This is a genomic window from Rhodococcus sp. NKCM2511, from assembly GCF_014905595.1.
Lineage (GTDB): Bacteria > Actinomycetota > Actinomycetes > Mycobacteriales > Mycobacteriaceae > Rhodococcoides > Rhodococcoides fascians.
This window is the reverse complement of sequence record NZ_BNHJ02000002.1, coordinates 303,501-316,800: the sequence shown is the minus strand read 5'-3', so window position 1 is coordinate 316,800 and position 13,300 is coordinate 303,501. Positions and strand designations below refer to the sequence as shown.

The 13,300-nt window shown below is 64.8% G+C and carries 14 protein-coding genes; 11 read left to right on the top strand and 3 right to left on the bottom strand.

Annotated features, from left to right (window positions below; genetic code table 11):
- Positions 1-24 precede the first annotated feature (24 nt).
- The 4 genes from recO to JLZ96_RS18155 are packed head-to-tail and all read left to right on the top strand — an operon-like array spanning position 25 to position 3,071.
- The gene (gene recO, locus JLZ96_RS18170) at positions 25-858 is read left to right on the top strand and encodes a DNA repair protein RecO (RefSeq protein WP_008715506.1); all 834 of its coding nucleotides are present in this window, start codon (positions 25-27) and stop codon (positions 856-858) included.
- A complete protein-coding gene (locus JLZ96_RS18165; protein WP_027497493.1) occupies positions 824-1,633 on the top strand; it encodes an isoprenyl transferase in 810 nt (269 codons plus the stop codon). Before recO ends, JLZ96_RS18165 begins: the two co-directional genes overlap by 35 nt.
- Positions 1,626-2,030 carry a hypothetical protein gene (locus JLZ96_RS18160; RefSeq protein WP_032384552.1) on the top strand — a complete coding sequence of 135 codons (405 nt, stop codon included), beginning with the start codon at positions 1,626-1,628 and terminating at the stop codon, positions 2,028-2,030. Before JLZ96_RS18165 ends, JLZ96_RS18160 begins: the two co-directional genes overlap by 8 nt.
- A gap of 33 nt (positions 2,031-2,063) precedes the next feature.
- Positions 2,064-3,071, top strand: a complete 1,008-nt coding sequence (locus JLZ96_RS18155; RefSeq protein WP_236254145.1) for an iron-siderophore ABC transporter substrate-binding protein — start codon at positions 2,064-2,066, stop codon at positions 3,069-3,071.
- A 7-nt stretch (positions 3,072-3,078) separates the two neighbouring features.
- Here JLZ96_RS18155 and JLZ96_RS18150 read toward each other — a convergent pair whose 3' ends face one another.
- Both JLZ96_RS18150 and JLZ96_RS18145 read right to left on the bottom strand, forming a co-directional pair.
- Entirely contained in the window at positions 3,079-3,519 is a 441-nt protein-coding gene (locus tag JLZ96_RS18150) for a Fur family transcriptional regulator (RefSeq protein ID WP_027497490.1), read from the bottom strand.
- Positions 3,516-3,890: a metalloregulator ArsR/SmtB family transcription factor gene (locus tag JLZ96_RS18145; RefSeq protein ID WP_048318751.1), complete on the bottom strand. Its 375-nt coding sequence runs from the start codon at positions 3,888-3,890 to the stop codon at positions 3,516-3,518. The genes JLZ96_RS18150 and JLZ96_RS18145 overlap by 4 nt, the downstream gene beginning before the upstream one ends.
- 281 nt (positions 3,891-4,171) lie before the next feature.
- Here JLZ96_RS18145 and JLZ96_RS18140 point away from each other — a divergent pair, with 281 nt between their 5' ends.
- Positions 4,172-5,557 carry a glycine--tRNA ligase gene (locus JLZ96_RS18140; protein WP_032368169.1) on the top strand — a complete coding sequence of 462 codons (1,386 nt, stop codon included), beginning with the start codon at positions 4,172-4,174 and terminating at the stop codon, positions 5,555-5,557.
- Between the two features lie 69 nt (positions 5,558-5,626).
- Here the strand turns inward: JLZ96_RS18140 and JLZ96_RS18135 are convergent, their stop codons facing one another.
- Positions 5,627-7,657, bottom strand: a complete 2,031-nt coding sequence (locus JLZ96_RS18135) for a YgcG family protein (protein WP_236254144.1) — start codon at positions 7,655-7,657, stop codon at positions 5,627-5,629.
- A gap of 122 nt (positions 7,658-7,779) precedes the next feature.
- On the opposite strand from JLZ96_RS18135, the gene JLZ96_RS18130 reads away from it, so the two are divergent.
- From JLZ96_RS18130 to JLZ96_RS18105, 6 genes are read left to right on the top strand one after another with little or no spacing between them, the layout of a single operon-like run.
- On the top strand, positions 7,780-8,694 hold the full coding sequence (locus tag JLZ96_RS18130; protein WP_027497486.1) for an ABC transporter ATP-binding protein: 915 nt from the start codon (positions 7,780-7,782) through the stop codon (positions 8,692-8,694).
- Entirely contained in the window at positions 8,691-9,485 is a 795-nt protein-coding gene (locus JLZ96_RS18125; RefSeq protein ID WP_027497485.1) for an ABC transporter permease, read from the top strand. Before JLZ96_RS18130 ends, JLZ96_RS18125 begins: the two co-directional genes overlap by 4 nt.
- A 46-nt stretch (positions 9,486-9,531) precedes the next feature.
- Complete coding sequence (locus tag JLZ96_RS18120; RefSeq protein ID WP_236254143.1) at positions 9,532-10,641, top strand: sensor histidine kinase; 1,110 nt, start codon at positions 9,532-9,534, stop codon at positions 10,639-10,641.
- Entirely contained in the window at positions 10,638-11,246 is a 609-nt protein-coding gene (locus tag JLZ96_RS18115) for a response regulator transcription factor (RefSeq protein ID WP_032374419.1), read from the top strand. The genes JLZ96_RS18120 and JLZ96_RS18115 overlap by 4 nt, the downstream gene beginning before the upstream one ends.
- A gap of 55 nt (positions 11,247-11,301) precedes the next feature.
- On the top strand, positions 11,302-12,018 hold the full coding sequence (locus tag JLZ96_RS18110) for a YdcF family protein (protein WP_236254142.1): 717 nt from the start codon (positions 11,302-11,304) through the stop codon (positions 12,016-12,018).
- Complete coding sequence (locus tag JLZ96_RS18105; protein WP_032370250.1) at positions 12,019-13,293, top strand: deoxyguanosinetriphosphate triphosphohydrolase; 1,275 nt, start codon at positions 12,019-12,021, stop codon at positions 13,291-13,293.
- Positions 13,294-13,300: the final 7 nt, after the last annotated feature.

Below are 13,300 nucleotides of genomic sequence, written 5' to 3'. Positions count from 1 at the left end.
CGCCCACGTGGGACACTGGAGAGCGTGAGGCCATACCGTGACAACGCAGTCGTCCTGCGCCAGCACAAGCTGGGTGAGGCCGATCGCATCGTCACGTTGCTGACCAGGGAGAACGGCATCGTCCGTGCGGTGGCCAAGGGGGTGCGCCGCACCAAGTCCAAGTTCGGCGCACGGCTGGAGCCGTTTGCGCACATCGACGTCCTGCTCTATCCAGGACGCAACCTCGACATCGTCACCCAGGTGCACACGGTGGACGCGTTCGGCGGGGACATCGTTGCCGATTACGGCCGCTACACCACCGGCTGCGCAGTCCTCGAAACCGCCGAGCGTCTGGCCGGCGAAGAACACGCCCCCGCGCAGCGCCTGCATCAGCTGACCGTCGGCGCGCTGCGTGCCCTTGCGCAGCACGTGCGGCCGCCCGAGTTGGTTCTCGACGCGTATCTGCTGCGTGCGATGGGTTTCGCCGGATGGGCTCCCGCACTGACGGACTGCGCTCGATGCGCTGCGGTGGGGCCGCACCGTGCGTTCCACGTCGCCGCAGGTGGCGCTGTGTGTGTGCATTGCCGACCGCCGGGATCTGCGACGCCATCGACCGGTGTTCTGGATTTGATGGTGGCCCTCGAGCGCGGGGAGTGGGACTACACCGTCACCACCTCCGATGCGGTCCGAAAGCAGGCCAGTGGCCTGGTGGCGGCTCATCTGCAGTGGCACCTCGAACGCCAGCTCCGCACACTTCCGCTCATCGAGCGCTCGCATCCACACCAGGTGCCGCTGGCCCAACCTGACTCCGTGTTCGCCGACACCGTCGGGCAGGATGGGGACCGTGATTCGACGACGCGAGCCGCAACACCGGCCTGACGAACGGCCGGCGGTTCGCCCGCCGGACCCGCACCCCTCGGGTGCGCGGCCGCCGATCTTGCAGCCGGAGCTGATTCCTCGTCACGTCGCTCTGGTCATGGACGGTAACGGCCGGTGGGCTCAGGATCGTGGATTGCCGCGAACCGCAGGGCACGAGCAGGGCGAAGCAGTACTGATGGATGCCGTCTGTGGCTGCATCGAAATCGGTGTGCAGTGGTTGTCTGCGTACGCTTTCTCCACGGAGAACTGGAAGCGCAGTCCTGACGAGGTCAAGTTCTTGATGGGCTTCAATCGCGACGTGATCCGGCGTCGACGAGACGAGATGAACGAGATGGGTGTGCGGGTGCGCTGGGCCGGTCGGCGACCGCGACTGTGGGGCAGCGTCATCAAGGAACTCGAAGTGGCCGAGGAGCTGACGAAGCACAACACGGTGATGACGCTGACAATGTGCGTCAACTACGGCGGGCGAGCCGAAATTGCCGATGCCACAAGAGAAATCGCGCGTCAGGTTGCCGCCGGAAAGATCAACCCGGAAAAGATCACCGAGGCGACCGTTGCGAAGTACCTCGACGAGGCGGACATGCCCGACGTCGACCTGTTCCTGCGTCCCTCGGGGGAGCAGAGAACCTCCAATTTCCTGCTGTGGCAGTCGGCCTACGCGGAGTTCGTGTTCCAGAAGAAACTGTTCCCCGATTTCGATCGTCGAGATCTGTGGGAGGCCTGCATCGAATTCGCGTCGCGGGACCGACGATTCGGTGGAGTGAAATATGAGTGACGATGTACCGGGCCTGACCTTGCAGACGCGGGCTCAGTTGGCGCTGGCGCAGTTCGCCACTGTCACTGTGGGGGAGGAAGGCTCTCTGGGGTTCGACTATGCGGGTGCGCTGTGCTCGCTACGCGCGGTGCAGCTCTCGCCGGAGCTCGAGGTGCTCTCGCTAACCGCGGTTTTGGCCTGGGATCGACCGCTCAAGCCCGCACTGCACAAGAAGGTAGCCGACCGCAACGCCGATTCGCAGTTCGGCGCGATTTCGGTCAACACCCACGACAAGCTCGCAGATGTGTTGTTGCGCTATACCTTTCCGGCCAACGGGTTGGACGACGAAGCGATGTTGACGATGTTGATTCTGGTGCTCGCCGGGGTCGAGAAGGCCCGCGAGGGTTTGCTGCCCTGAACGGTCGTCTAAGGTAAGCCTTTACTTACTCACGTGAAGGCGGTTGCAATGGCGGTTCGAGTGTCCAGAATGCTGACGGCAGTGGTGGCGGTGATGGCCATCGGCGCGTCCGCAACTGCCTGCTCCACAGCAGAACCCGACAACAGCGCGGCCCAGTCTGCGGACGGTGTATTCCCGGTGGTCATCGACCACATCTACGGCAGCACGACCGTTCCGGAGAAGCCCACCCGCATAGTCACACTCGGGGTATCCGACGCCGATGCCGTCATCGCGCTCGGAACCGTCCCGGTCGGAAACACCGGATACACCTTCTACGAGACCGGACTCGGTCCGTGGACCGACGAGTTGGTCGGCGACGCACCACTGACGCTGCTGGGCTCGGAGTCCGAACCGAACTTCGAGCTGATCGCCTCTCTGCAACCGGACCTGATCACCGGACTGAACGCCGGCTTCGACGAGGCCACCTACGCACAACTCAGTGACATCGCCCCGACCGTCGCTCGACCGGCCGGATCGGCGGCATACGCCGTCGATCGCGAGGTGGCCACCGACACCATTGCACGCGCGATGGGCGAATCCGATCGTGGCAAAGAGCTCAATGCACAGACCACCGCTGCGCTCGAACAGGTGCGAGCCGCACATCCGGAGTTCGCGGGTAAGACTGCCGCCGTGGCACTTCCGTACGACGGTCAGTTCGGCGCATATTTGCCAGGCGATGCACGCGGTACGTTCGTCACGTCGTTGGGCTTCGGAATTCCGGACCCGATCCTGGCCGAGGACAACGGCACCAACTTCTTCGTTCCGGTCTCGGCCGAGAACATTTCCACGCTCGACGCCGATGTGGTGCTCTATCTCGGCACCGGGGACGACATCGACGTCGTGGCCGAGAACCCGATCTTCGGAACGCTGACAGCTGCCCGCAACGACGCGATCGTTCCGTTGTCCACCGATCAGCGCGGGGCGATCACGTACAACTCGGTTCTGTCCATTCCGTTCGCCATCGATTCGGTAGTGCCTCGCCTGGCGGGTGCGGTGGGGTGAGAGCTGTTCAGTGACCGGCTGTGCTGCACTGGCTGCAGGTGCCGAATATTTCGATCGTGTGGCTCACGTCGCTGAAGCCGTTGGACTCAGCGACACTCTGCGACCACTTCTCGACGGTGGGACCCTCGACCTCGACGGTGAATCCGCATGCTCGGCACACCAGGTGGTGATGATGGCCCGAGGAGCAACGCCGGTAGACCGACTCGCCGTTGTCGGTACGCAGGACATCGACCGTTCCTGCGTCGGCAAGGGTCTGCAGTGTGCGGTACACGGTCGTCAGGCCGATCCCCTCGCCGCGCTTGCGAAGCTCGTCGTGCAGATCCTGCGCGGACTTGAACTCCTCGATGGTGTCCAGCAGATCCGAGATCGCACTGCGTTGTTTGGTGGCGCGCACTCCGACCACGACCGGTCGTCTCGGAGTGGCGGTATCGGTCGTCTTCTCGGTCACAGGTTTCGGCCTTCCTCGGCGTGAGCCACGGCGTCGACGACGATGTGGGAGAGATGGTCGTCGACCAGTCGGTACAGGACCTCGCGGCCGTTACGTTCTCCGCGAACCACGCCGGCCGCCTTGAGAACCCGCAGATGCTGGCTGATCAACGGCTGTGTCACACCGAGGGCGACGACGAGTTCGTGAACGCAGCGCTCGGATTCTCGGAGCTGCAGGACGATCGCAATCCGAACCGGTGCGGCCAGTGCACGCAGGATGTCGCCGGCCGCGGCCAAGGTCTCCTTCGGCGGAAGTAACGCCGGGGGAGCGGCGGCGAACGGGTCGTCGTGCACCGGGCGTTCCGGATCCTGCAGATGCGCCGCCGTCTCCATGGACGAGTCGGTTCTGTGGGTGTGCACCGTGGACATGGCTGCGGCTCCTTCGGTCACCGGTCGGTTGTCGAATTCTCCCTGCACGGTCGACGTCATGAACTCAGGCTAGTGCAGTCATCGTTATTGCAAATCATATTCATTGTGATATGCACAGGTGCGCATGTCAATTTCGGTGCCCGACCGCTGTTCGGAATCGACGACCGAGCCAGATAGTCTGATCAGGGCGAAAACCGCCCACGTCACCTCTTACACGATGTAACCGAAGATGGAGAGCTCCGCCAGTGGCACCCAAGTCCAAGGTCGAAACCGTCGCCAACCTCGCCAAGCGCAGAGGTCTCGTCTACCCGTGCGGCGAAATCTACGGCGGTACGAAGTCGGCCTGGGACTACGGTCCGCTCGGCGTCGAGCTCAAGGAGAACATCAAGAAGCAGTGGTGGCGCAACATGGTCACCAGCCGCGACGACACCGTCGGGCTCGACTCGTCGGTGATTCTGCCGCGCCAGGTGTGGGAGGCCTCCGGCCACGTCGAGACGTTCTCCGATCCGCTCGTCGAGTCGCTGCACACCCACAAGCGCTACCGTGCCGATCACCTCATCGAGGCCTACGAGGAGAAGCACGGCCACCCGCCCGAGAACGGACTCGCCGATATCCGCGATCCGGAGACCGGTGAGCCCGGTTCGTGGACCGAGCCGCGCGCATTCTCCGGCCTGCTCAAGACCTTCCTCGGCCCGGTCGACAACGAAGAGGGGCTGCATTACCTGCGCCCCGAGACCGCCCAGGGCATCTTCGTCAACTTCGCCAACGTGCTGACGACCTCACGCAAGAAGCCGCCGTTCGGCATCGGCCAGATCGGCAAGAGCTTCCGCAACGAGATCACGCCGGGAAACTTCATCTTCCGCACTCGTGAGTTCGAGCAGATGGAGATGGAGTTCTTCGTCAAGCCCGGCGAGGACGACGAGTGGCATCAGTACTGGATCGACTACCGCATGAAGTGGTACACCGATCTCGGCATCGATCCGGAGAACCTGCGGCTGTACGAGCACGCCAAGGAAAAGCTGTCGCACTATTCCAAGCGCACCGTCGACATCGAGTACCGCTTCGGCTTCCAGGGCAGCGCCTGGGGTGAGCTCGAGGGCGTCGCGAACCGCACCGATTACGACCTGACGGTGCACTCGAAGGCGTCGGGCCAGGACCTGAGCTACTACGAGCAGGCCACCGACACCCGGTACACCCCGTACGTCATCGAGCCGGCCGCCGGCTTGACTCGGTCGCTGATGGCGTTCCTCGTCGATGCGTACACCGAGGACGAGGCACCCAACGCCAAGGGCGGCGTCGACAAGCGTGTCGTGCTCAAGCTCGATCGTCGTCTTGCCCCGGTGAAGGTCGCGGTGCTTCCGCTCTCGCGTAACGCCGATCTGACGCCGAAGGCGAAAGATCTTGCGCAGCAACTGCGTCAGTACTGGAACGTGGAATTCGACGACGCCGGAGCCATCGGCCGTCGCTACCGTCGCCAGGACGAGATCGGTACCCCGTTCTGCATCACCGTCGACTTCGACACCCTCGACGACCATGCCGTCACCATTCGTGAGCGCGACACGATGGCACAGGAGCGCGTGGCTCTCGATCAGGTCGAGGGCTACATCGCCGCCCGTCTGATCGGCGCGTAGGGCTGTAGGCAATACACAGGGCCCGATCTCTCGGTGAGAGATCGGGCCCTGTCGCATGTCTGGGTCGAATCAGAAGCGGCCGCCGCCGCCACCGAAGCCGCCGCCTCCGCCTCCACCGCCGCCGAAGCCCCCGCCGCCGCCGAATCCACCACCGAATCCGCCTCCGCCGCCGCGCAGCACGCTGTTGATCAGGATTCCGCCGAGCACGGCGCCTGCTACGTTGCCGCCGCTACTGCCGCCGCGTGGGCCGTGCCGATTTTCCCAGTTCTGTACATCGGATTGGGCGATCTGCGATGCGCGCGAAGCCAATTGACTGGCGGCATGCGCGTGCTTGAGAGCCTCGTCGGGATTGTCCGGTTCGAGCTGCCGAGCTGCACCGAGATGCCGTTCGGCTTCGGACAAACGCGTTCGAGCATCGGCACCCACTCCGCCGCGTCGGGTCGAGATGTAGTCCGCTGCAGCAGTGATCTGCGCCTGGGCAGCGGCAATATCGCGTTCCAGACGCGCCCGCAGCTGATCCTCGGCGGCCTTCTCCGCCGACGCTTCGTCGACGATCTTCTCGAGTTCGGAATCTGCTGCGGCAAGGGCGGTGTAACTACCGAGCGGATCGCTCGACTGTGCCGTCTCGGCGTTCTTCAATGCCGTCTGTGCCGCAGTCATCGCCGCCTGCAGTTCGGTGCCGCCGTGTTCGGCCAGTCCGCGAGCCTTCTCGATGTCCCGGCGGACGTCCGCGATGGCGTCGGGCAGGGTGGCTATTGCGTGCCGTATGTCGTCGCGGGCGTGGTCGACTCCGTCGAGCAGTGACTTCGCTTGATCGACAGCTCGTTCCGCGGTCCGAATCGCGGTCACGGCCGGGCCCTGCTTTCCGGGCGGAAGTGCTGCGGCCTTGCGGCCGGCTTCGATGTTCTCCTCGGCCAGGGAAACTCGATCCTTGGCCATCGTGACGTTGTCGGCAATCGATTTCAGTGCGGTATCGGAGAATTCCGAATGCAGCTGAGAGAGTAGGGCTTCGGACTGCGGAATGCGCACCGTCAAGCCGATGATGGCTTGGGTGAGCTCGTCGAGATGCGAGCCGGCGTTCATGACGAGGTCGCGGAATCCGTCGAATTCCTCGACCCGAGAGTCGAGTTCCCGATCTGCCTGGCCGCACGAGGAGATGATCTCGACGAGCATCGCCCGTCGCTGATCGGGGGTTTCGGGAATGGCGTCGTCGAGCCGCTGACGGATCTCGAAAGCAGAGGCCAGAGCTTTCTTTGCGTTGTCGTACGCAGTGATGAACGGAGCGGCTGCCGAATCGCCGAATTCGCCTCGGGCCAGGGTCAATTCCTCCTCGCTGGCTCGCACGGCGTTGTCGGTTTCGATCAGAATTTCCTTGGCGCGGGTGTCGAGAACGTCGATCGGGAATTGGGCCAATGCTGCTGGGTCACTCGGGTCGATCTTCGCCACCGCTTCCAGCTCGGCGGCCACTCGAGCCTTCTTGCGCCGTGAGGAGTAGACAACAGCTCCGCCGCCTGCGACGGCCACCACCCCGACACCGATCAGCAGCGGTGCCGACGACCCACCTCCACCGCTCGATGCATAGGCCTCGCCGAGAGCGCCGGCCGCAGCTATGGCCGCCCCCGACCAATCCTCTTCGCCCAGCGCAGGTTCGACGTCGTTGACACGAATGTCGTCCTGCTCCGCCGTGGTGATCTGTGAGAGCCCGGTGTTGACGCCGAGGTAGTACGACCGATCGACGGTCGCCACTGCGAGCAGGACGTCTCGCTGACCGAGATCGCTCCGTTCGTACGTCTGCCGTGCCCAGTCGGCCGCCGACATGTTGTCGAAATCCGCAACGTAGGTGACCCACAGCCTGAGCTGGCTGCCGCCGTACAGGTCGTCGATGGACGTCTGCACCTCGGCCAGCGAGTCCGGATCGAGTGCCTGCACGTTGTCGGTGATCTGGGTGGCGAGGCGCGACGGTGCCTCGGCGGAGGCGACGCCGGGGGCGAGGAGAACCGCAGCGAACAAGGTCAGAGCACCTGTTGCGGTGAGGCGACGGAATCGATGGACCGACCTACGGACTGTGGCGCTGGAGTGCCGCCGGTGCTGGACTGCCATGCGCTGAAATCTACCGGCTCCAGCGTGTCCGAATCGAGCAGGTCGATCCATGACAGTTGTCATCGTGCAATCGTGACGCTCGGTCGAGGTGGTCGGGCTCGGATCGCAGCAGAGTAGCTGTCATGACCACAACGAAGGCAGTCGAACTGCGAGGCGTCACGAAGACATACGGATCGGTCCGTGCGGTGGACGGGATCGACCTGTCCATCGAGCCGGGCGAGGTAGTCGCTTTTCTCGGACCGAACGGTGCCGGCAAGACCACGACCATCGACATGATGCTCGGCCTGGCCACACCCACCACCGGGACGGTATCGGTGTTCGGCGGAACTCCGGCCGACGCCATCGCTCAGGGGCGCATCTCGGCGGTGATGCAGACCGGCGGACTTCTTCGCGACCTCACCGTCCGCGAAACCGTCGAACTGACTGCGGCCCTGTTTGCGAGAACCAGGTCCGTGAAAGAGGTGCTGACGCGGGCAGGCATCGCCGACATCGGTGATCGTCGGGTGGCGAAGTGCTCCGGCGGCCAACAACAGCGACTGCGATTCGCACTCGCTCTGTTGCCCGATCCGGATCTGTTGGTGCTGGACGAGCCGACCACCGGCATGGACGTCGAGGGGCGACGCGACTTCTGGAACGCCATTCGCCAGGACGCGAGCACCGGCCGAACAGTGCTGTTCGCAACGCACTACCTCGACGAGGCCGATGCCTACGCCGACCGGATCGTCCTGGTGCGGCACGGCAAGATCGTTGCCGACGGCAGCGCCGCCGAGGTCAAGAATCTCGCGGCGGGACGCACGGTCACCGCCACCCTGCCCGGTGTCGACCGGTCCACGTTGCTCGCTCTTCCCGGAGTCGACCGGGTCGAGACGCGCGGCGACCGGGTGATCGTGCACGGACGCGACTCCGACTGCGTTGCCCGCTACCTCCTCAACGATGCGCATGCGACCGATCTCGAAATCGTCTCGCGCAACCTCGAGGACGCCTTCCTCGCCCTGACCACCGATGCCGACACCGAACTCGCCGGGAGTATCCGATGACCACGACCTCGCCCCGCCCCACCGCTGCCAGAGCCGTTGCGTACGGCGGATTTTCGCCCACGTTCCTCGGACTCGAAATCCGTCGCCTGTTCCGGAACAAGCGCACGTTGGTCTTCACGTTGGTCATGCCCCCGGTGTTCTTCGTCATCTTCGGTACGCAGTCGGACTACCGGACCAACTACCCCTTCGCGCACGGCAACGTCACGGGCTACATCGCCATCAGCATGGCCGTCTACGGAGCGATGCTGGCCACCACCAGTGGGGGAGCGATGGTCTCCGTCGAACGCGCTCAGGGCTGGAGCAGGCAGCTGCGACTGACTCCGCTCAAACCTGTCGCTTACATCGTCACCAAGATGCTCGTCGCCATGACGATGGGTGCTGCAGCGATCGTCGTGGTGTTCGTCGTCGCGGCATTCTTCGGAGCCGACATGCCGATCTGGGTGTGGCTCGCCTGCGGAGTGATCGCGTGGCTCGGATCTGCGGTGTTCGCCGCATTCGGGTTGTTCATGGGGTACCTGCTGCCCTCGGAGAACGTCATGCAGATCCTCGGACCGGTACTGGCCTTCCTCGCCCTGGCCGGCGGATTGTTCGTCCCGCTCGGTGACAGCGGCTGGTTCCCGATGCTGGCGAAGTTCACCCCGTTGTACGGTCTGGCGACTGTGGCCCGGGCTCCGTTCACCTCGGCCGACGCAGGCATCCTCGCCGTCGCAGTGGTCAACCTGGTGGTGTGGGCGGTGGTGTTCATCGCAGGAGCGGCGCTGCTGTTCCGGAAAGACACCAAGCGTGCCTGACGCGGAAACCACCGATCGTGTCGCCCACGGAGATACCGTGGGCGACATGACCACGTTCACCGCCGACCTCCCCGAGGGCAGGGTCTGGCGGTACGGCTGGATGTTCGGAGCCATCTGGCTGATCTACCTGATCTATCCGTTGAACGAGATTCTGTCGTTGGGGTCTGTGGCGGCACGGGTCCTCGGTATTGCCGCGATCGTCGGGTTCGGAGTCGTATTCACGGCCACCTTCTGGCGCTTTCGCAACGGTCACCGCCGCGGACACCCGCTGCCGATACGGCAGGCCTGGATCGCGCTCGCGGCAATGCTGGCCCTGACCGCGGCGATGAGCGCGCTGATCGGAACCACCGGATTCGGCGCAACGATCTACATCGCGGTGCTGGCGATGATGACGCTGCCGGTTCGGCAGGCGTGGACGTTGGTCGCGGTGATGGTGGTGCTCATCGAAGTGGCACCGCGGGTCATCCCGTCCTGGGAGCCCGACAACTTTTTCGCGTTTCAGTTGCTGATCAGCTCGGCCGCTGCGTGGGGTATCACTCAGGTCTTCCAGCGCAACCACGAATTGGCCGTGGCGCGGCAGCAATTGGCGGATCTGGCCATCGTCGCCGAACGTGAGCGGATGAGCCGAGACGTGCACGACATTCTCGGGCATTCCCTGACCGTCATCACTGTCAAGAGCGAACTGGCCGGCAGATTGCTCGAGATCGATGCTGCCCGAGCAGCTGTCGAGATCGCCGAGGTGGAAGCCCTTGCAAGGCAAGCACTGGCCGACGTTCGCAGCACCGTCGGCGGCATGCGTCAAATCGACATCGGCACCGAACTGGCAAGCGCACGAACAGCTCTGGTGGCCGCAGCCATCGACGTCGAGCTGCCCGCGGATGCCGACGTCGTTTCACTGCGACACCGCGAACTGTTCGGCTGGGTCCTGCGCGAAGCGGTGACCAACGTGGTGCGACACTCCCACGCACGGCACTGCCGAGTGATGCTGACGCCGTCGAGCATTTCCATCGTCGACGACGGATGCGGGCCGGCCGAGGAACACTGTGGAGGAAACGGGCTCCGCGGGTTGGGTGAACGCGTGAGCGCTGCCGGTGGTTCACTGACGGTCGCCCGGGTTCCGACCGGCGGATTCAAGGTGGAGGTCTCGGCACCATGAGTATCAGACTGTTGCTGGCCGACGACCAAGCGCTGGTGCGTGGTGCTCTCGCGGCATTGTTGGGACTCGAACACGACCTCGACATCGTCGCAGAGGTGGGACGAGGCGACGAAGTGGTGGCGGCGGTTCTCGAACATCGACCCGACGTCGTGCTGCTCGACGTGGAAATGCCGGGCAAGAACGGCATCGACGTCACCGCCGAGCTGGCTCAGGCGGTACCGGAGTCGAAAGTGCTGATCGTCACGACGTTCGGCAGGCCGGGATATCTGCGCCGTGCGATCGATGCCGGAGCCTCCGGATTCGTCGTCAAGGACACTCCAGCCAAACAGTTGGCCGATGCCGTGCGACGGGTCCACATGGGTCTGCGCGTCGTCGATCCCGCGCTCGCCACCGAGACGCTCACCGAGGGCGTCTCGCCGCTGACCGCCCGTGAGCAGGAAGTTCTTCGCGCAGCGTCGAAGGGTGGAACGGCCGGTGCCATCGCGGCGCAGGTGCACCTGTCGGAAGGGACAGTGCGCAACCATCTCTCTTCGGCGATCGGAAAAACCGGCACCAGCACCCGGGCCGAAGCGGTCCGAGTCGCCGAGGACCGCGGGTGGCTCTGACCTTCCGAGGCGCGCCGTGACCGCCGAAGATGCGCGGGCCTGGCAAACTCGAGGGGTGAATCCAACTCTCGACCGAGATTCGTACGGCGACCCGTACGACGACCGGTATGCCCCGGACCCCGGTCCCGAGCGGCTGGGCTTCTTCGGAACGCTCGGACGCTGGACGGGTCGGTTGGTCGCGGGAGTGATACTGATGGCCCTCGTTCTGGTGGCAGGCACCGCGGTGCGCGTGTGGCAGGTGGCTCGAATCGACGACCATACTGCGGCGGACGCCATCGTCGTACTCGGTGCTGCGCAGTACAGCGGTACGCCCTCGACGGTGTTCGAGGCACGCTTGGCGCAGGCCGCGTCGTTGTACGAGCAGGGCATCGCTCCCGAGATCGTCACCGTCGGCGGCAAGCAAGAAGGTGACCTGTTCACCGAGGCGGCGTCGGGTCGCAATTACCTGATAGATCAGGGCGTGCCTGCCGACGCGATCGTGGCCGTCGAAACCGGATCGGACACCCTCGAAAGCATCGAAGCCGTCAGTGCCACGCTACGAGATCAGGGCAAGATATCGGTGGTGCTGGTCAGCGATCCGTGGCACTCGCTGCGCACCCGAACCATGGCGCGCGACGCCGATCTCGATGCGTGGACGTCGCCCACCCGCACCGGGCCTGCCGTCTACACCCGCGAGTCGCAGGCGCACGGAATAGCCAGGGAGACAGGCGCTCTGCTGTGGTACCAGTTGACGCACTTCACCGCTGATTTCTCCTACACGGCAGGCCAGTAGATGACCGGCACATACTCCGAGCACGACGTCGAACGATTCGTTCCCGAACCGCCCAAGACCGCTGGGCTTCGATCCGGGGCGGACAACGCCTCGCATCGGAGTGCGTTCGCGCGAGATCGTGCGCGGGTCTTGCACTGTGCTGCCCTGCGTCGTCTGGCGGACAAGACCCAGGTGACCGGGCCCCGCGACGGCGACACCCCGCGCACCCGGCTGACGCATTCGCTCGAGGTCGCGCAGATCGGGCGCAGCATCGCGGAGGGGCTCGGCAGCGACCCCGATCTGGTCGATCTGGCGGGCTTGGCACACGACATCGGTCATCCTCCCTACGGACACAACGGCGAGCGGGCCCTCGACGAGGTGGCCCAGGATTGCGGCGGATTCGAGGGCAACGCGCAGAACCTGCGCATCCTGACCGGCCTCGAGCCCAAGATCCTCGACTCCGACGGCAACAGCGCGGGACTCAACCTCACCCGCGCCGCCCTCGACGCCGCGATGAAGTATCCGTGGACCAGGCCCGCGCCGGGCGCGAAATTCGGTGCCTACGACGACGACTCGGCCATTCTCGGCTGGGTACGCGACGGTGCACCGGACAAGCACAAGTGCCTCGAAGCGCAGACCATGGATTGGTCCGACGACGTCGCCTACTCGGTACACGACGTCGAGGACGGCGTCATCGACGCCAGAATCGACCTGCGCGCACTGTCCGATCCGATCGAGCAGCGGGCACTGGCCGAACTCGGTGTGTCGGAGTTCCGCGGACTCGACGTCGACGAGTTGATCGAGGCGGCGAGCCGGTTGTCCAAGATGGACGTCGTCGTCGCGGTCGGCAGATACGACGGCACTCTCACCGCGTCCGTGGCGCTCAAGCACATGACCAGCGAGCTGGTCGGGCGATTCGCCACCGCTGCCATCGACGGAACCCGCCAGAAGTACGGCACGGCAGCGTTGACGAGGTACGACGCCGACCTCGTGGTGCCGTCGATCGTCGCGTCCGAAGTGGCTCTGCTCAAGACCATGGCACTGCGGTACGTCATGTCCGACGCCGGGCACAAGATTCGGCAGGAACGTCAACGTGACCGGATCCATCGCGTCGCCGAGTGGTTGATGCGCTCGGCGCCGGGCGAACTCGATCCCATCCTGGTGCCCGCGTGGCAACGCGCGTCCAGCGACGCCGAACGGACTCGCGTCGTCGTCGATCAGATCGCGTCGTACACCGAGAGTCGACTCGAACTGGTGGACAAGCGGTCGCTCGGGGCTCAGGCCAGCTGGGGTTGATCGACGG